This window comes from Mycobacterium terramassiliense, assembly GCF_900157385.1.
Taxonomy (GTDB): Bacteria; Actinomycetota; Actinomycetes; order Mycobacteriales; family Mycobacteriaceae; genus Mycobacterium; species Mycobacterium terramassiliense.
The window spans coordinates 377,812-401,502 of record NZ_LT717701.1; the positions used below are offsets into that span (position 1 = coordinate 377,812).

21 protein-coding genes and 2 tRNA genes are annotated in these 23,691 nt (G+C 67.7%); 11 read left to right on the forward strand and 12 right to left on the reverse strand.

From position 1 onward, the window contains the following. Positions 1-113: 113 nt before the first annotated feature. From MTAB308_RS16470 to pknB, 6 genes are read left to right on the forward strand one after another with little or no spacing between them, the layout of a single operon-like run. On the forward strand, positions 114-581 hold the full coding sequence (locus MTAB308_RS16470; protein ID WP_066917067.1) for an FHA domain-containing protein FhaB/FipA: 468 nt from the start codon (positions 114-116) through the stop codon (positions 579-581). Continuing rightward, a complete protein-coding gene (locus tag MTAB308_RS16475) occupies positions 578-2,062 on the forward strand; it encodes a PP2C family protein-serine/threonine phosphatase (protein WP_077100515.1) in 1,485 nt (494 codons plus the stop codon). The genes MTAB308_RS16470 and MTAB308_RS16475 overlap by 4 nt, the downstream gene beginning before the upstream one ends. Next, positions 2,059-3,468, forward strand: coding sequence for an FtsW/RodA/SpoVE family cell cycle protein (locus tag MTAB308_RS16480; RefSeq protein WP_077100516.1), 1,410 nt, complete (start codon positions 2,059-2,061; stop codon positions 3,466-3,468). Before MTAB308_RS16475 ends, MTAB308_RS16480 begins: the two co-directional genes overlap by 4 nt. Then, entirely contained in the window at positions 3,465-4,943 is a 1,479-nt protein-coding gene (pbpA, locus tag MTAB308_RS16485) for a D,D-transpeptidase PbpA (RefSeq protein ID WP_077100517.1), read from the forward strand. Before MTAB308_RS16480 ends, pbpA begins: the two co-directional genes overlap by 4 nt. Beyond that, a complete protein-coding gene (locus MTAB308_RS16490) occupies positions 4,940-6,217 on the forward strand; it encodes a serine/threonine-protein kinase (protein WP_077100518.1) in 1,278 nt (425 codons plus the stop codon). Before pbpA ends, MTAB308_RS16490 begins: the two co-directional genes overlap by 4 nt. Beyond that, positions 6,214-8,091 (forward strand): Stk1 family PASTA domain-containing Ser/Thr kinase, encoded by a 1,878-nt coding sequence (pknB, locus tag MTAB308_RS16495; RefSeq protein ID WP_077100519.1) that lies wholly within the window; start codon positions 6,214-6,216, stop codon positions 8,089-8,091. Before MTAB308_RS16490 ends, pknB begins: the two co-directional genes overlap by 4 nt. Here pknB and MTAB308_RS16500 read toward each other — a convergent pair. Together MTAB308_RS16500 and MTAB308_RS16505 are read right to left on the reverse strand one after the other, a co-directional pair. Next, positions 8,069-8,755, reverse strand: a complete 687-nt coding sequence (locus tag MTAB308_RS16500) for an aminodeoxychorismate/anthranilate synthase component II (RefSeq protein ID WP_077100520.1) — start codon at positions 8,753-8,755, stop codon at positions 8,069-8,071. The genes pknB and MTAB308_RS16500 overlap by 23 nt on opposite strands. 21 nt (positions 8,756-8,776) lie before the next feature. Continuing rightward, entirely contained in the window at positions 8,777-9,520 is a 744-nt protein-coding gene (locus tag MTAB308_RS16505) for a DUF881 domain-containing protein (RefSeq protein WP_077100521.1), read from the reverse strand. A 130-nt stretch (positions 9,521-9,650) separates the two neighbouring features. On the opposite strand from MTAB308_RS16505, the gene crgA reads away from it, so the two are divergent. Then, the gene (crgA, locus tag MTAB308_RS16510; protein WP_066917062.1) at positions 9,651-9,932 is read left to right on the forward strand and encodes a cell division protein CrgA; all 282 of its coding nucleotides are present in this window, start codon (positions 9,651-9,653) and stop codon (positions 9,930-9,932) included. Positions 9,933-10,087: 155 nt separating this feature from the next. Beyond that, positions 10,088-10,513, forward strand: coding sequence for a PH domain-containing protein (locus MTAB308_RS16515; RefSeq protein ID WP_077100522.1), 426 nt, complete (start codon positions 10,088-10,090; stop codon positions 10,511-10,513). A 12-nt stretch (positions 10,514-10,525) separates the two neighbouring features. Here the strand turns inward: MTAB308_RS16515 and MTAB308_RS16520 are convergent, their stop codons facing one another. Beyond that, positions 10,526-11,074: a peptidylprolyl isomerase gene (locus MTAB308_RS16520; protein WP_077100523.1), complete on the reverse strand. Its 549-nt coding sequence runs from the start codon at positions 11,072-11,074 to the stop codon at positions 10,526-10,528. 91 nt (positions 11,075-11,165) lie between these two features. Here MTAB308_RS16520 and cwsA point away from each other — a divergent pair, with 91 nt between their 5' ends. Continuing rightward, entirely contained in the window at positions 11,166-11,600 is a 435-nt protein-coding gene (cwsA, locus tag MTAB308_RS16525; protein WP_077100524.1) for a cell wall synthesis protein CwsA, read from the forward strand. 3 nt (positions 11,601-11,603) lie between these two features. Here the strand turns inward: cwsA and MTAB308_RS16530 are convergent, their stop codons facing one another. After that, entirely contained in the window at positions 11,604-12,818 is a 1,215-nt protein-coding gene (locus MTAB308_RS16530) for a cytochrome P450 (protein WP_077100525.1), read from the reverse strand. A gap of 195 nt (positions 12,819-13,013) precedes the next feature. Here MTAB308_RS16530 and MTAB308_RS16535 point away from each other — a divergent pair, with 195 nt between their 5' ends. Both MTAB308_RS16535 and MTAB308_RS16540 read left to right on the forward strand, forming a co-directional pair. After that, the gene (locus MTAB308_RS16535) at positions 13,014-13,583 is read left to right on the forward strand and encodes a TetR/AcrR family transcriptional regulator (protein WP_077100526.1); all 570 of its coding nucleotides are present in this window, start codon (positions 13,014-13,016) and stop codon (positions 13,581-13,583) included. Beyond that, positions 13,564-13,782 (forward strand): hypothetical protein, encoded by a 219-nt coding sequence (locus MTAB308_RS16540; RefSeq protein WP_077100527.1) that lies wholly within the window; start codon positions 13,564-13,566, stop codon positions 13,780-13,782. The genes MTAB308_RS16535 and MTAB308_RS16540 overlap by 20 nt, the downstream gene beginning before the upstream one ends. A gap of 16 nt (positions 13,783-13,798) precedes the next feature. Here the strand turns inward: MTAB308_RS16540 and MTAB308_RS16545 are convergent. The 8 genes from MTAB308_RS16545 to dnaN form a co-directional block, all read right to left on the reverse strand. Beyond that, positions 13,799-13,871 (reverse strand) — tRNA-Ala (locus tag MTAB308_RS16545). A gap of 151 nt (positions 13,872-14,022) precedes the next feature. Then, positions 14,023-14,096, reverse strand: a tRNA-Ile gene (locus MTAB308_RS16550). A gap of 70 nt (positions 14,097-14,166) precedes the next feature. Then, positions 14,167-15,027 (reverse strand): DUF3566 domain-containing protein, encoded by an 861-nt coding sequence (locus MTAB308_RS16555; RefSeq protein WP_077100528.1) that lies wholly within the window; start codon positions 15,025-15,027, stop codon positions 14,167-14,169. Between the two features lie 77 nt (positions 15,028-15,104). After that, a complete protein-coding gene (gene gyrA / locus MTAB308_RS16560) occupies positions 15,105-18,197 on the reverse strand; it encodes an intein-containing DNA gyrase subunit A (protein WP_077100529.1) in 3,093 nt (1,030 codons plus the stop codon). A gap of 33 nt (positions 18,198-18,230) precedes the next feature. Next, positions 18,231-20,264, reverse strand: a complete 2,034-nt coding sequence (gene gyrB, locus MTAB308_RS16565) for a DNA topoisomerase (ATP-hydrolyzing) subunit B (protein WP_077100530.1) — start codon at positions 20,262-20,264, stop codon at positions 18,231-18,233. Between the two features lie 253 nt (positions 20,265-20,517). Next, positions 20,518-21,072 (reverse strand): DUF721 family protein, encoded by a 555-nt coding sequence (locus MTAB308_RS16570; RefSeq protein ID WP_077100531.1) that lies wholly within the window; start codon positions 21,070-21,072, stop codon positions 20,518-20,520. Further along, positions 21,069-22,226, reverse strand: a complete 1,158-nt coding sequence (recF, locus tag MTAB308_RS16575; protein WP_077100532.1) for a DNA replication/repair protein RecF — start codon at positions 22,224-22,226, stop codon at positions 21,069-21,071. The genes MTAB308_RS16570 and recF overlap by 4 nt, the downstream gene beginning before the upstream one ends. Next, positions 22,227-23,426, reverse strand: coding sequence for a DNA polymerase III subunit beta (dnaN, locus tag MTAB308_RS16580; RefSeq protein WP_077100533.1), 1,200 nt, complete (start codon positions 23,424-23,426; stop codon positions 22,227-22,229). Positions 23,427-23,691 lie beyond the last annotated feature (265 nt).

Here is a 23,691-nt window from a genome sequence, read left to right on the forward strand (position 1 = left end):
AGCTGCCGTGCTTCGCCCCGCGTCGACAACCGTCCAAGTATCGTGACGGTGCTGATGTGCTCGGTGTCACGGGTGCGACGAGGGGTGCGGCGCCAGGACGGAAAGGACGCCAGATGCAGGGACTAGTACTGCAGCTGACGCGTGCCGGATTTTTAATGTTGTTATGGGTATTCATCTGGTCCGTGTTGCGGATCCTGCGGACCGACATCTACGCGCCCACCGGGGCTGTCATGGTGCGCCGCGGCCTGGCGCTGCGCGGCACGCTGCTGCCCTCCCGCCAGCGCCGCCATGCCGCGCGCTATCTCGTGGTGACCGAGGGCGCGCTGACCGGTGCCCGCATCACGCTCAGCGGGCAGCCGGTGTTGATCGGGCGCGCTGACGACTCGACCCTGGTGCTTACCGACGACTACGCCTCGACACGGCACGCCCGGCTGTCGCAGCGCGGCTCGGAATGGTACGTCGAGGATCTAGGATCGACCAACGGCACTTACCTTGACAGGGCGAAGGTGACGACTGCGGTACGGGTTCCCATCGGAACGCCGATTCGAATCGGCAAAACGGCGATCGAGTTGCGCCCGTGACCCTGGTCCTGCGATATGCGGCCCGCAGCGACCGCGGCCTGGTACGCACCAACAACGAAGACTCCGTTTACGCCGGCGCGCGGCTGCTGGCCTTGGCCGACGGCATGGGCGGCCACGCGGCCGGCGAGGTGGCGTCCCAGTTGGTGATCGCCGCGCTCGCCCATCTCGACGACGACGAGCCCGGTGGGGACCTGCTCGCCAAGCTCGACGCGGCGGTGCGCTCCGGCAACGCGGCGATCGCCGCGCAGGTCGAGATGGAGCCCGACCTCGAGGGAATGGGCACCACACTGACTGCAATCCTGTTCGACGGCAACAGGATTGGGCTGGTGCACATCGGCGATTCGCGTGGCTATCTGTTGCGCGACGGTGAGCTCACCCAGATCACCAAGGACGATACCTTCGTCCAAACTTTGGTGGACGAAGGGCGGATCACTCGGGAAGAGGCGCACAGCCACCCACAGCGTTCGTTGATCATGCGGGCCCTGACGGGCCACGAGGTCGAGCCCACCCTGACCATGCGCGAGGCGCGGGCGGGCGATCGCTACCTGCTCTGCTCCGACGGATTGTCCGACCCCGTCAGCGACGAGACCATCCTCGAGGCGCTGCAGATCCCCGACGTGGCCGAGAGCGCTTACCGCCTCATCGAATTGGCGCTGCGCGGCGGCGGTCCCGACAACGTGACGGTCGTCGTCGCCGACGTCGTCGACTACGACTACGGTCAGACGCAGCCGATTCTGGCCGGTGCGGTCTCGGGCGAAGAAGACCAACTGACGCTGCCGAACACCTCCGCTGGGCGCGCCTCGGCCATCAGGCCCCGCGAGGAGGTCGCCAAACGCGTTCCGGCACAGGAGGAAATGCCTCGGCGGTCCCGGTGGTCGCGGCGCCGGACGGCGATCGTCGTCACGCTGGTCGTGCTGCTGGTGCTCGCCGGCCTGGGCATCGGCCGAGCCATCATCCGGAGCAACTACTACGTCGCCGAATACAACGGCATGGTGTCGATCCTGCGGGGAATCCAGGGGTCGCTGCTCGGCATGTCGCTGCACGAGCCGTACCTGATCGGCTGCCTCAACGCCCGCAACGAGCTGTCACTGATCAGTTCCGGCCAAACCGGCGGTCATCTCGACTGCCGCCTGATGCAACTGCAGGACCTGCGCCCTCCCGAGCGCGCACAGGTTCAGGCCGGGCTGCCGGCCGGCACCCTCGATGACGCCATCGGCCAGTTGCGCGAATTGTCGGCCACCTCCCTGCTGCCGCCGTGTCCGCCGCCGCGCGCCACCTCGCCGCCCGCCACCGAACCGAATGTCACTGCGCCCCCTGCCTCTTCGAGTGCCACCCCGTCCAGCAGCGCCAGTCCGACCAGCACCCCCGCGAGCACCGCGCCTACAGCGCCCGCGACAACGTCGCCCACGACCACTCAGACGCTGACCGCGCTCCCGCCCCCACCACCAAAGCCGGGCATCGATTGCCGGGCGGTGGCATGACCACACAAGTCCAGCCGCCGGTCGCAGTCACTCCTCCGCTGCCTACTCGGCGCAACGCCGAACTGCTGTTGTTGTGCTTCGCCGCACTGATCACCGTCGCCGCGCTGCTGATCGTGCAGGCCAACCAGGACCGCGGGCTGCGCTGGAACCTGGTCAGTTACGGGCTGATCTTTCTGGTCATGTTCGGCAGCGCGCACCTGGCGATCCGGCGATTCGCCCCCTACACGGACCCCCTGCTGCTGCCAATTGTGGCTCTACTCAACGGGCTTGGCCTGGTGATGATCCACCGGCTCGACCTCGTCAACAACGAGTTGAGCGGCCGTCGCCATCCCAGCGCGACGCAGCAGATGCTGTGGACCGTGGTGGGGGTCGCCGCGTTCGCGTTGGTGGTCACCTTCTTGAAAGACCACCGGCAACTGGCCCGCTACGGCTACATCTGCGGGGTCGCGGGGCTGATCTTCTTGGCCATCCCGGCGGTGCTGCCGGCATCGATGTCCGAGCAGAACGGCGCAAAGATCTGGATTCGCTTCCCGGGCTTCTCAATTCAGCCGGCGGAGTTCTCCAAAATCCTGCTGCTGATCTTTTTCTCCGCGGTGCTGATCGCCAAACGCGGCCTGTTCACCAGCGTCGGAAAGCACTTCATGGGCATGACCCTGCCCCGCCCCCGCGATCTCGCGCCGCTGTTGGCGGCGTGGGTGATCTCGATCGGCGTGATGGTCTTCGAGAAGGACCTGGGCACTTCGCTGTTGCTGTACGCGTCGTTTCTGGTGGTGCTCTACCTCGCCACCCAGCGCTTCAGCTGGGTCGTCATCGGGCTGGTGCTGTTCGTCGCGGGAAGCGTTGCGGCGTACTTCCTTTTCGAGCACGTGCGGGTTCGGGTGCAGATGTGGTGGGACCCGTTCTCCGATCCCGACGGCAGCGGCTATCAGCTCGTGCAGTCGATGTTCAGCTTTGCGACCGGCGGCATTTTCGGCACCGGTCTGGGTAACGGTCAGCCCGACACCGTGCCGGCGGCCTCGACCGATTTCATCATCGCCGCGTTCGGTGAAGAACTTGGCTTAGTGGGCTTGGCGGCCCTGCTGATGCTCTACACGATCGTCATCGTGCGCGGGCTGCGCACGGCGATCGCGACGCGGGAAAGCTTCGGCAAGCTGCTGGCGGCGGGTCTCGCCTCGACCCTGGCCCTGCAGCTGTTCATCGTCGTCGGCGGCGTGACGCGCCTGATCCCGCTGACCGGGCTGACCACCCCCTGGATGTCGTACGGTGGGTCGTCATTGCTGGCGAACTACATCCTGTTGGCGATCCTGGCGCGCATCTCGCACAGCGCCCGGCGTCCGCTGCGCACCCGCGCGCGTAACAAGTCGCCGATCGCGGCGGCCAGCACCGAGGTGATCGAGCGGGTATGAACGCCTCTCTCCGCCGGATCTCGGTGACCGTGATGGCGTTGGTGGTGCTGCTGTTGCTCAACGCCACGATGACGCAGGTGTTCGCCGCCGACGGGCTGCGCGCCGACCCGCGCAACCAGCGGGTGCTGCTCGACGAGTATTCACGCCAGCGCGGTCAAATCGTCGCCGGCGGCCAGCTGCTGGCCTATTCGGTGGCCACCGACAGTCGCTTCCGGTTCCTGCGGGTCTACCCGAACCCGGCGGTGTACGCGCCGATCACCGGCTTCTACTCGCTGCGCTATTCGAGCACCGGCCTGGAGCGGGCCGAGGACCCGCTGTTGAACGGGTCCGACGAGCGCCTGTTCGGGCGCCGGCTGGCCGACTTCTTCACCGGCCGCGACCCGCGCGGCGGCAACGTCGACACCACGATCATCCCGCGCGTCCAGCAGGCCGGGTGGGACGCGATGCAGCAGGGCTGCGGCGGACCACCGTGCAAGGGAGCCGTCGTCGCCCTGGAGCCGTCCACCGGCAAGATCCTGGCCATGGTGTCGTCGCCGTCCTACGACCCCAACCAGCTGGCGTCGCACGACCCCGAGGTGCAGGCCCGGGCCTGGCAGCGGCTGCGCGACGACCCGGACAACCCGCTGACCAACCGCGCCATCTCGGAGACCTATCCGCCGGGTTCGACATTCAAGGTGATCACTACCGCGGCGGCGCTGCAGGCCGGCGCGACCGAAACCGAGCAGTTGACGGCTGCGCCCACCATTCCGCTGCCCAACAGCACCGCCACGCTGGAGAACTACGGCGGCACGCCGTGCGGCAACGAGCCGACGGTATCCCTCAGCCAGGCGTTCGCGCTGTCCTGTAACACCGCCTTCGTCCAGCTGGGCATCCTCACCGGGGCCGACGCGCTGCGCAGCATGGCGCGCTCGTTCGGGCTGGACAGCACGCCCAGCGTCATTCCGCTGCAGGTCGCCGAGTCCACCGTCGGGATCATCCCGGACGCCGCCGCGCTGGGCATGTCCAGCATCGGCCAAAAGGATGTGGCGCTGACGCCGCTGGAGAACGCCCAGATCGCCGCGACCATCGCCAACGCCGGGATGACGATGCAGCCCTACCTGATCGATAGCCTGAAGGGACCGGACCTTTCCAACATCAGCAACACGGCGCCCTACCAACAGCGCCGCGCTGTGTCGCCGCAGGTCGCCGCTAAGCTAACAGAGCTGATGGTCGGCGCCGAGAAGGTCGCACAGCAGAAAGGGGCGATTCCCGGCGTGCAGATTGCATCCAAGACGGGTACCGCAGAGCATGGCACCGACCCGCGTCACACTCCGCCGCACGCGTGGTACATCGCGTTCGCGCCCGCGCAGGCGCCGAAGGTTGCCGTGGCGGTGCTGGTGGAGAACGGGGCCGACCGACTGTCCGCGACCGGCGGGGCGCTCGCCGCGCCGATCGGACGGGCGGTGATCGCGGCCGCGCTACAGGGAGGACCATGAGCCCGCGAGTTGGTGTGACGCTGTCAGGCAGATACCGCCTGCAGCGCCTGATCGCCACCGGTGGCATGGGCCAGGTATGGGAGGCCGTGGACAGCCGGCTGGGCCGGCGCGTCGCGGTCAAGGTGCTGAAGCAGGAATTCTCCCAGGACCCCGAGTTCATCGAGCGGTTCCGCGCGGAGGCGCGGACCACCGCGATGCTCAACCATCCCGGCATCGCCGCCGTCCACGACTACGGCGAAAGCCAGCTGGACGGCGAGGGCCGGACGGCGTACCTGGTGATGGAGCTGGTCAACGGCGAACCGCTGAATTCGGTGCTCAAGCGCACCGGGCGGCTGTCGCTGCGGCACGCGCTGGACATGCTGGAGCAGACCGGTCGGGCCCTTCAGGTCGCGCATGCTGCCGGCCTGGTCCACCGCGACGTCAAACCGGGCAACATCCTGATCACCCCCACCGGCCAGGTGAAGATCACCGACTTCGGTATCGCCAAGGCGGTCGACGCCGCGCCGGTGACCCAGACCGGAATGGTGATGGGCACCGCCCAATACATCGCCCCCGAACAGGCATTGGGTCACGACGCGACCCCGGCCAGCGATGTCTATTCGCTGGGAGTCGTTGGGTACGAGGTGGTTTCGGGTAAGCGCCCGTTCAGCGGTGATGGCGCCTTGACCGTGGCGATGAAGCACATCAAGGAACCGCCGCCGCCGCTGCCCGCCGAGCTGCCGCCCAACGTGCGGGAGCTCATCGAGATCACGCTCGTCAAGAATCCCCAGATGCGCTACCGCAGCGGGGGGCCGTTCGCCGACGCCGTCGCGGCGGTGCGCGCCGGGCGCCGGCCCCCGCGGCCGAGCCAGTCACCGCCGCCGGGGCGCGCCTCGCCGGCGGCCATTCCGTCCAGCCCGCACACCCGGGCGCCGGTCACCGCCAGCCGCAGCACCCCGGTCCGCCGGTCGGGGCCGTCCACCGGCCGTTCGCGGCCCCCGGCGCGGCGCACCTTCTCGTCGGGCCAGCGCGCGCTGCTGTGGGCCGCGGGCGTGCTGGGCGCGCTGGCGATCCTGATCGCGGTCATCATCGTCATCAATTCCCGCGCGGATCAGCAGCAGCAGCCGCCCACGGTCACCGATACCGGGACCCCGCCGGCCACGGCGCCGCCCCCGGCGAGCAACACGCCCAGCGGGTCCGGACCGCGCCTGCGACTGGATTGGCCGGAACGCGGCAGCGTGGGCAATTCCGGACTCCACAGCAGGCCGCCGGCCGGACACGAAACACCGCGATGACCACGTCCGAGCCACTGTCCGGCCGCTACGAACTCGGCGAGATCCTCGGCTTCGGGGGCATGTCCGAGGTGCACCTGGCCCGCGACCTGCGCCTGCACCGCGACGTCGCGGTGAAGGTGCTGCGCGCCGACCTTGCCCGCGACCCCAGCTTCTATCTGCGGTTCCGGCGCGAGGCGCAAAACGCGGCGGCGCTGAACCACCCGTCCATCGTGGCGGTCTACGACACCGGCGAGGCGGACACACCGACCGGCCCGCTGCCCTACATCGTCATGGAGTACGTCGACGGCGTCACGCTGCGCGACATCGTGCACACCGACGGCCCGCTGCCACCCCGGCGGGCCATCGAGATCATCGCCGATGCCTGCCAGGCCCTGAACTTCAGCCATCAAAACGGCATCATCCACCGGGACGTCAAGCCGGCGAACATCATGATCAGCGCCACCAATGCGGTCAAGGTGATGGACTTCGGCATCGCGCGTGCGATCGCCGACAGCGGCAACAGCGTCACCCAGACCGCGGCCGTGATCGGCACAGCCCAGTATCTGTCACCCGAACAGGCGCGCGGCGATCCCGTCGACGCCCGATCCGATGTGTATTCGCTGGGCTGCGTCCTTTACGAAATCCTCACGGGCGAACCGCCTTTCACCGGCGACTCGCCCGTCGCGGTGGCCTACCAGCACGTCCGCGAGGACCCGGTGCCGCCGTCGAAGCGGCACGAGGGCGTCTCCGCCGACCTGGACGCCGTCGTGCTCAAGGCGCTGGCCAAGAATCCGGAGAACCGCTATCAGACGGCGGCGGAGATGCGCGCGGACCTGGTGCGGGTGCACAACGGCGAGCCGCCCGAGGCGCCCAAGGTGCTGACCGACGCTGAACGCAGCTCATTTCTGTCGTCCGCGACGGGCCACGGGCCGCGCACCGACCCGCTGCCACGCCAGGATCTCGACAACACCGAACGCGACGGCGTCCCCGGGGGTTCCATCGGCCGCTGGGTCGTCGCGGTCGCCGCGCTGGCGGTGCTGACGATCGTGGTCGTCATCGCGTTCAACACGTTCGGTGGCAGCACCCGCGACGTCACGGTCCCCGACATGCGCGGGCAGGTGTCGGCCGATGCCATTGCGGCCCTGCAGAACCGCGGCTTCAAGACTCGGACGCTGCAGAAGCCGGACTCCGCGGTTCCGCCGGATCACGTCATCAGCACCGACCCGGGCGCCAACGCGTCGGTGAGCGCCGGCGACGAGATCACCATCAACGTCTCCACCGGACCGGAGCAACGCGAACTGCCCGACGTCTCCTCCCTGAGCTACACCGACGCGGTCAGCAAGCTCAAAGCCGCCGGATTCAGCAAATTCAAGCAGGCGAACTCACCGTCGAGCCCGGAGCTGCTGGGCAAGGTCATCGGGACCAACCCGCCGGCCAACCAGACGTCGGCGATCACCAACGTGATCACGATCATCGTCGGCTCCGGCCCGGAGACCAAGCAGGTCCCCGACGTCGCGGGCCAGACCGTCGACGTCGCGCAAAAGAACCTGACCGTCTACGGATTCACCAAGTTCAGCCAGACCCCGGTCGACAGCCCCCGGCCCGCCGGCGAGGTGATCGGCACGAATCCGCCCAAGGGACAGATGGTTCCGGTGGACTCGGTGATCGAGATCCAGGTATCCAAGGGCAACCAATTCCTGATGCCCGACCTCACCGGCATGTTCTGGACCGACGCCGAACCGCGGTTGCGCGCGCTGGGCTGGACCGGGGGGCTGGACAAGGGTCCCGACGTCGACGCCGGCGGCGCCCAGTCGCACCGGGTGGTCTATCAGAACCCGCCGGCCGGGGCCGGTTGCAACCGGGACGGGATCATCACGCTGAAGTTCGGCCAGTAGCCGCGGCGTCCTCCGGGAAATGGGGCCGCACCGCGGCGCGCACCTCGTTCTCCAGCCGGCGCACCAGCGTGTCGTCGCGCGTCCAGCCGCAATAGGCGAGCCAGTTCGCCAGCATTCGGTGCCCGCCCTCGGTGAGGATCGATTCCGGGTGGAACTGGACGCCGTGAATCGGCAACTCGGTGTGCCGCACGCCCATGATCACGCCGCTGCGGGTGCGGGCCGTGACTTCCAGCACCGCCGGCATCGACTCCGGCAGGATCGTCAGCGAGTGGTATCGCGTCGCCGTGAAAGGGTCCGGAAGCCCTTGCAGCACACCGACATTGGTGTGAAACACGCTGCTGGTCTTGCCGTGCAGCAGCTCCGGCGCGCGGTCCACGGTGGCGCCGAACGCCACGCCGATCGCCTGGTGGCCCAGGCACACCCCCAGCAGCGGGGTGCGCCGCTCGGCGCACGCGCGGACAAGGGCGATCGAGGCGCCCGCGCGTTCCGGGGTACCCGGGCCCGGGCTGAGCAGGACGCCGGCGAACTGCGCGGCGACGGCGTTCTCGTCGGAGAGCCGGGCGTCGTCGTTGCGCCACACCTCGGCCTCGACGCCGAGCTGGCCCAGGTATTGCACCAGGTTGAACACGAAGCTGTCGTAGTTGTCGACAACCAGGATCCGCATCGTGTCAGGGTACCGTCCGGCTCAGTAGCCCACCGGGCCCGCCGGCTGCGCGAAGTGCATGCGGACCGGTTCGGCATGACCGGCGACCTGCACGTCGGGCTTGACCTCCTCGCGGTAGCCGAGCCCGAAGCGGACCACGTACTGCTTGTAGAGGATGACGAGGGGAGCGGCGGCCAGGGCGGCCTGCATGGCCGCCGCGTTGCCGATCGCTGTGATCGTGTAGGGCGGGCTGTAGGTGCGCCCGTTGAGCAACAGCGTGTTGCCGACGCAGCGCGGCACCGACGTCGCGATGATCCGCTGGTCCTGCATCTGGATCGCCTCCGCGCCGGCGCTCCACAGCGCGTTGAGGACGGCCTGGATGTCCTGCTGGTGCACCACCAGGTCGTCCGGCGAGGCGTCTCGGGGGAAGCGGCCGTTGGCGTCGCGCTGCGCGTCCTGGAGGGTCACCACCAGGCCCGGCCCGTGGACCGGATCCATGTCCGCCTCGGCCGCCAGTTCGGCGGCGCGGCGCAGCATCGCCGCGAGCGCGGCGTCCGAAGATCGGCCGTGCGCCGAATCGAGCTTGTTGGTCAGCTCGTCGCGCTCGGCGCTGAGGCGGGCGACCGACGACTGCGCCTCGCGGACAAGATCGACCAGGCGCGGCGCGTCGCTGCGGCGGATCTCGGCGCCGCCGGACACCCCGTGGGTGGCGGCGAGCAGCAACCCCGCCAGCAGGCACACCAGCGGGACGCCGAAGCGCCATGGTGAGCGGCGCCTGTCAATCATCGACTCTCCGTTTCCTGGTCACGGTGCCAGGTGAGTTAGTCTCGTAGCCGAGCCATACGTGCAGCTGCCATCGTTATCGTCGCACCCCGTCCCGTTCAACGTGTTGTTCAGGTAATGCCGAGGTACTGAAATGCCCAAATCGAAGGTCCGCAAGAAGAACGATTTCACCGTCAGCGCGGTCAGCCGCACACCGGTGAAAGTGAAGGTCGGACCCTCCAGCGTGTGGTTCGTCTGCCTGTTCGTCGGCCTCATGTTGATCGGGCTCGTCTGGCTGATGGTGTTCCAATTGGCCGCGGTCGGAAGCCAGGCGCCGGCCGCCCTGAACTGGATGGCGCAACTCGGCCCGTGGAACTACGCCATCGCGTTCGCCTTCATGATCACCGGGTTGTTGCTCACGATGCGCTGGCACTGACCGACGCCGCCCCGATAATGAATTCATCTTGGGGTCCGCCTGTAACTGGTTCAGCAACGTTGTGACCACCCAATCACACGCATGTGATTTATCCCCACTGTTGATAGCGCTTGTGGATAACCGCATAGCCAGTGGTGGGAGGGGTTAGGCGACCCGTGCAGCAAACAGAATGGGCGCCCGGCGCTGCCGGAATCGCTGGTTGTGGGGCCGTGGGCGTTCTGATGGCTATCGCCAGTGTGACCATAGTCACAGACCCGCCCGGCCGCATTTTGACGGGGATTGCCGCGGCGGGGCTGATCTTGTTTGCGGGCTTGACGTGGCGCGCGCGTCCTAAGCTGGCAATTACCCCCGATGGCCTGGCGCTGCGCGGGTGGTTCCGAACGCAGTTATTCCGGCGTTCCGACCTCAAGATCATCCGGATCACCGAGTTCCGCCGGCACGGCCGCACGGTTCGATTGCTCGAGGTCGAGACGGCCGACGGAGGGCTGGTCATCTTGTCCCGTTGGGACCTCGGGACCAACCCGCTGGAGGTCCTCGACGCGCTGACCGACGCCGGCTACGCGGGGGGCGACCGGCGCTGAGGCGAGGCCGGTTTAGGAGATCGTGATCGACTCGATGACGACCGGCTCGGCGGGACGGTCGTTGCCGTCGGTGGCCGTCGTCGCGATCGCGTCGACCACCTTTTGCGAGTCGGGGTCGGTCACTTCGCCGAAGATCGTGTGGCGCCGGTTCAGGTGCGGCGTCTGGGCCACGGTGATGAAGAACTGGGAGCCGTTGGTGCCCGGACCGGCGTTCGCCATCGCGAGCAGGTAGGGCCGGTCGAACTGAAGCTCGGGGTGGAACTCGTCGGCGAACTTGTAACCCGGGCCCCCGCGGCCGGTGCCGGTCGGATCGCCGCCCTGGATCATGAAGCCCTTGATCACCCGGTGAAAAACCGCGCCGTCGTAGAAGGGACCCGACGGGCCGCCCGATGCGTTCTGGGTCGAGTACTCCTTGGTGCCCTGGGCCAGGCCGACGAAGTTGGCGACGGTCTTGGGCGCGTGGTTTCCGAACAGGGCGACCTTGATGTCTCCGCGGTTGGTGTGCAGCGTTGCGGTGGCAGTCTGAATGGGGCTGTTAGTCACGGGGTTAGAGTCTGCCATTGCGGGCGGGCAAGCCCGCAGCCGGTACCGGGCCTGCCGGATTGATGGCAGGCTGATGAGGCACCGGGGGAGTGGCACAGAAGGGCGGCAGATGAGCGCGAACGCGGAAGCCCCGTTGACCCCACGGGAGCGACTGGCCCGGGGCCTGACCTACACGGCGGTGGGACCGGTCGACGTCACGCGGGGCGTCGTCGGACTCAGCGTCAACGGCGCGCAGTCGGCCGCATCGGAGCTCCGCCGCCGCTACCGGGAAGGCCGGCTCGCCCGCGATATCGCCGCGGCCCAAGAAACCCTCGCCCTGGAGCTCGCCGCCGCTCAAGAGGTGGTCTCCGGGCTGCCCCAGGCGTTGCAGGACGCGCGCCGGGCCCAGCGCCGCAGGCCGCGCCCCTGGGTGCTCGCCGGCGCGGCCGTCGTGGTCCTGGCCGGCGGCGCCGTCGCCTTCAGCATCGTGCGGCGGTCGATGCGCGCGGGCCGCGAGGAGCCCTCGACCCTGCCGCCCAGCGTCGACGTGCAGCCTCGGCCGTAACGGTTATCGGACGGCCAGCCGCAGCCATTTCCGGCGCCGGACCAGGATGCTCGGCAGCCATTCGCCGACGTCGATCGCCTCGATCCAGGTGGTGCGCTCCAGTAGCTTGCGCAACACGACGTGGGCTTCGAGGCGCGCCAGCGCGGCGCCGACGCAGAAGTGCACCCCCTTGCCGAAGGTCAGGTGGTCCTTGGCGGAAGTGCGGTCGAGGCGGAATTCGTTCGGCTCATCGAAGTGCGCCGGGTCCCGGTTGGCGGCGCCCCACATCAGCAGCAGATGCGAGTCGGCGGGCAAATCGACCCCGGCCAGCGCGGTGTCGCGCCGCACGTGCCGGTAGTGGCCGCGAAACGGCGCCTCGCAGCGCAGCGTCTCTTCGATGAAAGCGCTTAGCAATTCCGGGTTCTCGCGCAGCCGGCGTTGAACCTCGGGGCGCGCGGCCAGGATCCACCCAGCGCTGCCCAGCAACGATGCCGTCGATTCGCCGGCGGCGCTGAAGAGGGTGAGCATGATGCCCAGCGCCGGCAGTTGGTCCAGTTCCCCCGAGGCGCAGCGGGCTGCCAGGTCGGCGATCAGACCGTATTCGGTTTCGGCGCTTGCCTTTTCGAAATGCTCCGTGACATAGCCGGACAGTTCCAGGGCGGCCGCGAAGGCGGCTTCGAGCTGGTCGGGTGTGACGATCCCGTCGAGCAATGTAGTGGTGGCGTAGCCGAGCCGGATGAGTTTGTCGACGTCGTCGTCGGGCAGGCCGAGCAGCCGGGCGACCACCATCATGGGCAGCCGGTTGGCGATCGCGCTCATCCACTCGATCTGCCCGTCGTGCAGGTTTTGCTCCCACAACCGGTCGGCGGTCTGCGCGGCGAACTCCTCGATGATCCGGACGTGCCTGGCCGACAGGTGCGGCAGCAGGATCTTGCGGTGCAGCGCGTGAACCGGATCGTCCGCGGTGGCCAACGCGTGAGCGGCGCCGCCCGCGGGCGCCATGTCGAACGGGGTGACGGTGCCGTCGGCCTGGAGGACCATGGTCGCGGTGAGGTTGGACGAGAAGTCGTCGACGCGATCGACGGCCTCCTGCACCGCGTCCCAGCCACACACGGCGTAGAACACGGAGTCGCCGATGCGCTGCACCGGCGCCTCGGCGCGCATGCGGTCGTATACCGGATACGGATCTTGCAGCGCCTCGGCGCCGAGGAGCTCGATCGGTCGGTCCAGGACGGGCATGCGTTCAGGTTCGGTGCGCCGCCCCGCGCCGTCAATGGGCCAACGCGATGTTGAGGGGCGCTTCCACCCGGGACCGCACGAGGCCGCCGGCGGCCACCTGTCGCCAGCAGCGCATTGGTCTGAGAAGAGCCGTCTGGAAATTCTCACCGTGAGAGAAGTATTTCGGAGCGCTGCGATGTAGTGGAGCATGGGTGGATGCCGCGCGACGACTGGTTGGTGGGGCGTGATCGCCGCAGCGAGGCCACGGAACGGATCCACGCCGCGGCCGCGGATCTCATCTCCCGCAAGGGCTACGAGGGGTTCACGATCGAGGATTTGGCGGCCCGGGTGCACTGCTCGCCCGCGACGGTCTACCGGCACGCCGGCGGCAAGGCGGCCATCCGCGATGCCGTTGTCGCCATCCACGCGGCTCGCATCGTTGACGCCACCCGGGAGGCCATCGAGGACCTGAGGGGCCCGGATCGCGTCGTGGCCGCCACCCTCATCGCACTGCAACGACTGCGGTCGGATCCACTGGTTCAGCTCATGCAGCCCACGCATGCGACTCCCGTGAGCGAGTGGGTCATCAGCTCGCCCACGGTGACCGGCTTGGCCGCCGAAATGCTCGGCCCGGACAACGACGATCCCCTGGCCGCGCAGTGGCTGATCCGCGTATTCCTGGCGCTGTGGTGCTGGCCGCTCAAAGACCCGGCCGCCGAACGCGCCCTGGCGCAACGCTTCCTCGGCTCCGGAGAGGATGTAGGGCGTGACTTGGACGAGGTATGAGGCCAGGGTGCTCGCGGATGGCGCCCTCACCGGTGGCGCACTGGAGGCGGCGCTCGAAGACCAGGTTCGCGTCCAGAACCCGCATCTGACGGATGTCCGCCTGGAGTCGGTGGTCGCGACCGACAGCTACGAGACAGGGGTAGCGCCGACGAGGCGTTGGTACAGTGTCACCTACTTGGCCGAAGGCGCCGACCTCTAGGGTTCCGATGGTTTTGTGGAGCCTAGGGGAATCGAACCCCTGACACCCGCCTTGCAAAGGCGGTGCTCTACCAACTGAGCTAAGGCCCCTCGTCGTGGCTCGGCGGGTGATCGGTCGGGTCAGCCACCGCCACGTGCCAGACCTCGACCCCGCGTCGTGACCGCACCACCGCCGCCGCTACGGCGACCAGCGCCAGTGGCAATGCAAGCCTCACGCAACGTCTGGACGGACACATGGTTGTGGGCCTGGGAGGACTCGAACCTCCGACCTCTTCGTTATCAGCGAAGCGCTCTAACCGCCTGAGCTACAGGCCCTTACTCGCGTAGGGCCGAGCGACGAGATTACCGCAATCGTCGCCGGACCCCCAAAACCGCGTGATCGGCACTAGTCCCGATCCGCCAGCGTGACTTCGATGCCGCCGATCAGATCGGTGGCCAGGTTGTAGACGAACGCCGCGATGGTCGCCATCGCGGTCAGCAGGACGATGTTCACCAGGCCGATCAGCACGGCGCCGCCGAAGATCGTGCCGCTGGATACCAATTCGCCGCTGCTGCCGCTGGTGTTGTTCAGCAAGTCGCCGACGTTGCTGTTCAGCTTCGCCCACACGCCCATGCCGCCGAGCACGAGGTACATGAACGCCACCGCGATCATCCAGACGAAGAACAACGCCACCGAGAGCAGCAGCGACACCTTCAACGTGCTCCACGGATCGATCCGGCGGATCTGCATGCTGGCCCGAACCGGGCCGCGGGTGCGCCGCGACACCTGGACGCGGTTCTCGCGGCCCTCACGATTGTCCCGGCTTTCGGCGGTCGCCGAGCGGGCCGACGGCGCCGACGGGCCCGGCGTCTCGGCGCCGCGGTCCGGGGCGGGTTTGCGCTGCGGGGGCCGCGGAAGCGGGCCGGACAGATCCGGCAACTCGCTGGCGTAGGCCTCGGCGGGTGGGCTGTCGCCTCGCGCCGGCGCCGCGTCGAACTCGTACGGCGGGTGCTTCGGGCGCGCGGGAGCACCGCCACCCGGTGCGGCGGTGCCGAAGACGACGCGGTTCGTCCGCGCATCGGCGCCGGCGGGGGAGCCCGGCCGCGGCGCGCCCTGGGATTCGGGCTCGCGCGGCGCCGCGTGGGACGGCCGCGTGGCGCCTGCCTGCGCGGGCGACGCGCGGTGGGCGCCGGCGCGCTCGACCGAACCGTCGCCATTGAGGCCGTCGCCCTGGTTGGGGGCGCCCGGCTCGTTCGGTGAGGTCACCCCGACTCCTTAGATCTTCTGCATGAACGCCTGCGCGGTGGCAGTTGGATGATGTCTGGTCGGACCGAGTTTAAGCCTTACGACTCCTCGGTGCCCTCGGCCTCCTCGACGGCTTCGTCCGCGGCTTCCTCGGCGTTGCGCGCGATGGCCAACAGCGTGTTGTCCTCGCCCAGGTTCATCAACCGCACGCCCTTGGTCTGCCGTCCCGCCTTGCGGACCTGACGTGCCGCCGTGCGGATGACGCCCCCGCCGGAGGTGATCGCGTACAGCTCGCTGTCGTCGTCGACGATCAGCGCGCCCACCAGCCTGCCACGGCGTCGGTCGTACTGAACGGTCAGCACGCCCTTGCCGCCGCGGCCCTGCACCGGGTACTCCTCGATCGCGGTGCGCTTGGCGTACCCGCCCGAGGTGGCGACCAGCAGATACGTGCCCTCGCGGACCACGTTCAACGACAACAGGTAATCGTCGGCGTTGAACCGCATGCCCTGCACCCCGGAGGTCGCCCGGCCCATCGGCCGCAGCGCCTCGTCGGTGGCCGAGAACCGGATGGACTGCCCGTTGGCGGAGACCAGCAGCAGGTCCTCCTCGGAGGAGCACAGCACCGCGCCGACCAGCTCGTCGCTGTCACGCAGGTTGATCGCCACGATCCCGCCCGAGCGGTTGGAGTCGAAGTCGGTCAGCTTGGTCTTCTTGACCAGGCCGTTGCGCGTCGCCAACACCAAGTAGGGGGCGTCCTCGTAGCTGCGGATCTGAATGACCTGGGCGATGCGCTCCTCGGGTTGGAAGGCCAGCAGGTTGGCCACATGCTGACCCCGCGCGGTCCGGGAAGCCTCCGGCAGCTCGTAGGCCTTGGCCCGGTACACCCGGCCCTGGGTGGTGAAGAACAGGATCCAGTCGTGCGTGGACGACACGAAGAAGTGCGCGACGATGTCGTCCTGCTTGAGGCCGGCACCCTGCACGCCCTTGCCGCCGCGCTTCTGGCTGCGGTACAGGTCGGTCTTGGTGCGCTTGGCGTAGCCGGTCTCGGTGATGGTGACGACGACGTCTTCGCGCGCGATGAGGTCCTCGTCGCTCACATCGCCGTCGGCGGCCACGATCCGGGTGCGACGGTCGTCGCCGTGCTTGTCGACGATCTCGGTGAGCTCGTCGCGCACGATCGCGCGCTGGCGCTCCGGCTTGGCCAGGATGTCCTCCAGGTCGGCGATCTCGGCCTCGATCTTGGCCAGGTCGTCGATGATGCGCTGGCGCTCCAGCGCCGCCAGCCGGCGCAGTTGCATGTCCAGGATCGCCTGGGCCTGGATCTCGTCGATGTCGAGGAGCTCGATCAGGCCGGCGCGGGCGATGTCGACGGTTTCCGACGCCCGGATCAAGGCGATGACCTCGTCCAGCGCGTCGAGCGCCTTGACCAGACCGCGCAGGATGTGGGCCCGTTCGTTGGCCTTGCGCAGCCGATAGGTGGTGCGGCGGACGATGACGTCGAGCTGGTGCGCGACGTAGTGGCGGATCATCTGGTCCAGCCGCAGGGTGCGCGGCACCCCGTCGACGATGGCCAGCATGTTGGCGCCGAAGCTGGTCTGCAGCTGGGTGTGCTTGTAGAGGTTGTTGAGCACCACCTTGGCCACCGCGTCGCGCTTGAGCTCGATGACGATGCGCAGGCCCACGCGATCGCTGGATTGGTCTTCGATGTTGGCGATCCCGGCCAGCCTGCCGTCGCGGACCTGCTCGGCGATCGAGGTGATGAAGTTGTCGTGGTTGACCTGATACGGCAACTCGGTGATCACCAAAGACGTTCGGCCCCTGGCCTCTTCGACCTCCACCACACCGCGCATCCGGATGGACCCGCGGCCCGTCTTGTACGCGTCGTTGATGCCCTGCGAGCCGACGATCAGCCCGGAGGTCGGGAAGTCGGGGCCTTTGACCCGCTCCATGACGGCGGCCAGGGTCGCTTCCTCGTCGGCCTCGTGGTTTTCCAGGCACCAGAAGACCGCCTCGGCCAGCTCACGCAGATTGTGCGGCGGGATGTTGGTCGCCATGCCGACCGCGATGCCACCCGAACCGTTGGCGAGCAGGTTGGGGAACCGGCTGGGCAGCACCGTCGGTTCTTGCACCCGGCCGTCGTAGTTCGGGATGAAATCGACTGTCTCCTCGTCGATTTCGCGCAACATCTCCATCGCCAGCGGGGTCAGCCGGGCTTCGGTGTTGTGGCTGACGAAGCCGTTTGTCAGGAATGCGTGATCATCGGTGTCGACGCGCAGGCTGTACACGGGTTGAACGCCGGCCTCGGTTACCGAAGCCACGCGCGCGTAATAGAACCGGCCGTCGGTGAGGTCGGTCGCGATGGCTGCGGCGTCCGGGTCATCCCCGTAGAACTGGAGGAATTCCGCGAGCCCGGGTACCTCGTCGACCGTGGGCGCCACGCACGCCGTTGTCCGGGTGTCGCCGGCATAAGCCACACAGTTGGCATTCACGACGGCCCAGTCGCCCGTCCGGATCTCTTCGATCAGCTTCCAGAGGAGCGTGGGAACACCGGCGACGTTGACGAGGCAAAGTAACGGGTGGTTTCCAGTGCCCGTGACTTCGTAGCCCTCGACCGTCCGCACGGTGTAGGTTTCGTGCTCTCCCGAATGGAACAATCGATCGGCCCGCACCGGATTGCCGTGCCGGTCAAGAACTTTCATGTCGATGACGTTGTCGGTATTTGGTAGCGCACCGGGCACGATGTCCGCGATCCGAATCGGTTCCCCCGAAGCCAGCGCCACCGACGCATCCGCGCTGACGCAGTAGCGCATCGCCGCCGGTGGATCGTTGCCCGGCGAACCGAAGTTGCCCTGCCCGTCGACGAGCGGATACCGCAGCGACCAGGGCTGGGCCATGCGCACCAACGTGTCGTAGATCGACGCGTCGCCGTGCGGGTGGTAGTTACCCATCGTCTCGGCCACCGACCGCGCCGACTTGGCGTGGCTGCGGTCCGGTCGGAACCCGGAGTCGTACATGGCGTACAGCACCCGGCGGTGCACCGGCTTGAGGCCGTCGCGCACCTCCGGCAGGGCGCGGCCCACGATCACGCTCATCGCGTAGTCGATGTAGCTGCGCTGCATCTCCTGCTGGATGTCAACCGGTTCGATGCGGTCGCCGGCCTCGTCGCCGGGTGGCAGCGTGGTGTCAGTCATCTATTCCTCGTTTGGTTCGGAGCGCCTGACTCATCAGACATCCAGGAAGCGAACGTCCTTGGCGTTGCGGGTGATAAAGCTGCGGCGCGCGTCGACGTCCTCGCCCATCAAAATGGAGAACAGCTCGTCGGCGGCCGCCGCGTCGTCCAGGGTGACTTGGCGCAACACCCGCACCGACGGGTCCATCGTGGTCTCCCACAACTCCTTGGCGTCCATCTCACCCAGACCCTTGTAGCGCTGGATGCCGTCTTCCTTGTTGATCTTCTTGCCGGCCTTCTGCCCGGCCTCCAGCAGGCCGTCGCGCTCGCGGTCGGAGTAGGCGAACTCGGGATCGCTGCGCTGCCACTTCAACTTGTACAGCGGGGGCTGCGCCAAGAACACGTGCCCGTTCTCGATCAGCGGGCGCATGAAGCGGAACAACAACGTCAACAGCAGCGTCGAAATGTGTTGGCCGTCGACGTCGGCGTCGGCCATCAGCACGATCTTGTGGTACCGCAGCTTGCTGAGGTCGAACTCGTCGTGGATCCCCGTGCCGAGTGCGGTGATGATCGCCTGGACCTCAGTGTTCTTCAGCACTCGGTCGATGCGCGCCTTTTCGACGTTGATGATCTTGCCGCGCAGCGGAAGGATGGCCTGGAACATCGAGTCGCGGCCGCTCTTGGCCGAGCCGCCGGCCGAATCGCCCTCGACCACATACAGTTCGGACTTTCGCGGGTCGGTGGAGCGGCAATCGGCGAGCTTGCCCGGCAACCCGCCCAGGTCGGTGGCGCTCTTGCGGCGCACCAGCTCGCGGGCCTTGCGGGCGGCGATCCTCGCTTGGGCCGACGACACCGCCTTGTTCACAACGGTTTTCGCCTCCGACGGGTTGGCCTCGAACCAGTGCGTCAGCTGTTCGTTGCACACCTTCTGCACGAAGGACTTGACCTCGGTGTTGCCCAGCTTGGTCTTGGTCTGCCCCTCGAACTGCGGCTCGCTGACCTTGACGGAGATGACCGCGGCCAGGCCTTCGCGGATGTCGTCGCCGGTGAGGTTGGCGTCCTTTTCCTTCAGCAGCTTCTTGTCTTTGGCGTATTTGTTCACCACCGAGGTCAGCGCGCTGCGGAAGCCCTCCTCGTGCGTGCCGCCCTCGTGGGTGTTGATGGTGTTGGCGAAGGTGTGCACCGACTCCGAGTAGCCACCGTTCCACTGCATGGCGATTTCGACCTCGTGGCCGGTGCCTTTTCCGTCGAAGTCGATGACGCTCTGTTGGATCGGGCTCTTGGTGCGGTTGATGTGCTTGACGAAGTCCACCAGGCCGCCGGGGTAGTGGAAGGTGCGGTGCTTGACCTTGTGCGGTGCGCGCGACTCGGCCGCCTTTTCTTCGGCGGTCTTGGGGGCCTCGGCCGTGTCGCTGACGACCTCGTCGACAACCTCGTCCTGCTCCACCCGCTCGTCGGTGAGGTTGATCGTCAAACCCTTGTTGAGGAATGCCATCTCCTGAAGGCGGCGCGCCACGGTCTCGAAGTCGTACTGGGTGGTTTCGAAGATGTCGGGGTCGGCCCAGAACCGGATCGTGGTTCCCGTCTTCTTGGTGGCCTCGCCCTGTTTGAGGGTGCCCGGGACGGCGTGGTCGTAGAACTGTGACCACTCGTAGCCGTCGCGCTTGATGTCCACCTCGAGCCGGGTGGACAGCGCGTTGACCACCGACACACCGACGCCGTGCAAACCGCCGCTGACGTTGTAGCCGCTGTTCTCACCGCCGAACTTGCCGCCGGCGTGCAGCTGGGTCATCACCACGTCGACGGTCGGGGCGCCCGTGGAGTGCATCGCCACGGGAATGCCGCGGCCGTTGTCGGCGACCTCCACGCTGCCGTCGTCGAGTAGCCGCACGTCGACCTGGGTGGCGTAACCGGCCATCGCCTCGTCCACCGAGTTGTCGACCACCTCCCAGATGAGGTGGTGTAAACCACGCTCACCGGTGGAGCCGATATACATGCCCGGGCGTTTGCGGACGGCCTCCAGCCCTTCGAGCACGGTGATGGATGAAGCGCCGTATCCTTCTTGAGGCTTCTTCTTCTGGGCAGCCACGGTCGGAATGCTCTCCTCGGGGTTTCATGCGGGCGGATCGGTCACCGCGACAGTCGCACCCCACCACTCTACCGTGAAGGACCCCCAGCACCGATTCTCTGGGCGCGTTTCTACCCAGCTAACTGCGCCGTGCACACGATTTCCGCGTTACGGGCGCGTCCCGACGTGCGTTATGTAAGTCCGTTCCGTTCTGGCGGCTCTGAGGCGTCTGTTGATAGAGGCGCCACTGGGGATAAATTGCGCTTCGGATCCCTCAGCCGTAAGTGTCCCGGGGCCCCCGCCCGGCGATGTGACGTGGGCCCTTACGCCACGACGGCGCGGTGGGCCCGGTGATCTTGAGCGAGGTCACGACGCCGTTGCCCACCGCCGCGGCGATCTTGGCCAGGAGCTGCGCCTGCATCATCCGCAGCTGGGTCGCCCAGGCCGTCGATTCCGCCGTCACGCTGAGCACACCCTCGCTGAGCGCAGTGGGAGTCGCATGGTCGGCGATCTGGTGTCCCACCACCGAGGACCAGTGGCCCAACACCATGCCCTCGGCGACGTGCGTCGACCAGCCGCGCTTTTTCGCGAGGTCACGCGCCAGCCGGCCGAGCGGTTGCGGATCCCGCCCGTCGGGTCCCGGGCCCGACCAGCTCCGGCGCTGCCCCGCGACGCGCCGCGGCAGCGCCGGAGCCGACCGGCCACGGCCGGCGTCCTTACCCTGGGCGCGCGCTGCCGCGCGGGCCTCCTCGAGAGTGCGTCGCACCAAATCGATCCCGGTCAACCCGCCCAGGCGGTCGACGCCTTCCCCATCATCGGCGCCACTCATGGTCGCACCTCCGACATCCGGCCTGAATCGTCGTCACGCATATCGATGTGTACCCGCCTGGCGTCCCAGTCCGCCGGAATGTCTTCCAGCACTGCGGCGGTCACCAAAACCTGCTCGGCCGATTCGGCCACCGCCGCCAGGGCGCGGCGCCGCGCGGCGTCCAGTTCGGCGAACACGTCGTCGAGCAACAACACCGGCTCGGTGCCCTCGGCACGCAACAACTCATACGCCGCCAACCGCAGCGCCACCGCGAACGACCACGACTCCCCGTGACTGGCAAAGCCTTTGGCGGGTTGGTCACCGAGCCGCAATTCGAGGTCGTCGCGATGCGGCCCCACCAGACACATCCCGCGTTCCAGTTCGGCGTCCCGGCGCGCCGACAGCGCGGCCAACAAGGCCGCCTCCAGAAACTCGCGACCGTTACCGTCGAAGTCCTGCGGACTGTGCTCGCCGAGGCTTGCGCGATAGGCGACGGACGCGGACCGCGATCCCGGCGCCACCAACTGATACGCCTTCTCCACCTCTGGCGCCAGTTCGTTCACCAGATCGATCCGCGCGGCCATCAATTCCGCGCCATGCTCGGCCAGCCTGCTATCCCACACGTCGAGGGTGTCCAGCGCACCCCGGTCGCCCCGGTACCGGGCGCCGGAAAGGGACTTCAACAGGGCCGTGCGTTGCCTCAAGACTTTGTCGTAGTCGGCGCGCACACCGGCGATGGCGGGCCGGCGCACCGTCGCCAAATCATCGAGGTAGCGGCGCCGATCCGACGGGTCGCCGCGCACCAGGGCCAGGTCCTCGGGGGCGAAAAGCACCGCGCGCAGCACACCGACCACCTCGCGGGTGCTGCGCACCGGCGACCGGTTCAGCCGCGCCTTGTTCGCCCGGCCCGCCGCGATCTCCAGGTCGACCGCGCATTCCCTGCCCTCGTTGACGACGATCGTCGAAACCACCGCGCGCTCGGCGCCGGCCCGGATCAGCGGCGCGTCCGTGCCGACCCGATGGGAACCCAAGGTGGTCGAATACCACAGCGCTTCAATGAGATTCGTCTTGCCAAAGCCATTGGGCCCGACGAACACCGTCCGGCCCGGCTGTAATTCGAGGTCGGTGTGCGCCCAGGACCGGAAATCACGCAGTCCCAACTGCCGGACGTACACCTAGCCGGGCAACCGAACTGGCATCAACAAGTACACGTAGTCAGTTGGCAACGCGCTGAACGGCCCGCTGCCGGTGCGGGAGCTGTCGTCGTTCGAAGCCGGCCGCAGCAACGCGGGCTTGCCGGGGGTGGTGAAACCGAACGACACCCGCTCGGAATGCACCGACGCCAGCCCGTCGGTCAGATACGTCGGATTGAAGGCGATCGTCAGCGGTTCGCCAACGAAATCCACCTGAAGGTCCTCTTCGGCCCGACCCACGTCGTCGGCCCCCGCGGAAAGCCGCAGCGATCCCTCGGAGAACTCCATCCGCACCTGCGCGCCCCGGTCGGCCACCAGGGCGACCAGCTTGATGGCCTCGGTGAGCTCCGCGACGTCGATGGTGGCGACGGCGGTGTGTTCGGCCGGCAACAGCTGGCGAAACTTCGGGAACTCGGCGTCCAGCAACCGCGTGGTGCTGCGCTTGCCATTACCGCTGATGCCCAATAACCCGTCTTTGCCGACTCCCGCGCCGGCGCCCAGCGACAGTTGAACCTCAGATCCGTCCGCTCCGGCTTTGGCCGCTTCCGCCAGCGTCTTGGCCGGCACCAGCACCGCGGCTTCGATGTCGGGCGACAACGCCGACCACGTCAGCTCGCGAACCGCCAACCTGAACCTGTCGGTCGCCGCCAAAACCACCGTGTCGCCCGAAATCTCAACCCGGATTCCCGTCAGCATGGGCAGCGTGTCATCCCGGCCGGCGGCAACGGCGACCTGACCGATCGCCTCGGCGAACAATTCCGCAGGCAGGGTTCCGGTCCCTTCCGGCAGCGCGGGCAACGTCGGGTAGTCCTCAACGGGCATCGTCGGCAAGGAGAATCTCGCGCTTCCGCACGTCAGCGCGACCCGATTGCCTTCCACATAGAAGTCGACCGGCTTGTTCGGCAACGCCCGGGTGATGTCCGACAACAATCTTCCGGACACCAAAACGCTTCCCGGAGAAGCTATTTCGGCCGCAACCTGGGCCTCCGCGGAGACCTCATAGTCGAACCCGGAAATCGTCAGTCCCTCGTCGGAACCGGACAACAGCACCCCGGACAGCACCGGCACCGCCGGCCTGGTCGGGAGGTTCTTCGCCACCCACGACACCGCCTCAGCGAAAGACTCTCGCACCAGACGAAACTTCAAGTCGGTGAGGCCAGCTGTTGTCGTCGCCGCGTCCATAGCGTCCCTTTACCTGCCGAGTGTCCGAAAAATCAAAGTGGCTAGCCGCCCGTCGCTAGCAGTCGCTGAACAACCGTAGATCTTCTGCGGCCATCTTGAAAGCTAATCGCAAAGGCCGACAAGCCGCGTCGTCAACGGCATGCCGGGCGCGCCGGCAACGCGCGTCCCCAACGCTGTATTTCAAAGAAGAAACTACGGAGAGATCTCAGTACTAGTAGTAAGTGCTGTGCATTCTGGGGACAGCGGATCTTGTCGCAGCTAGGGC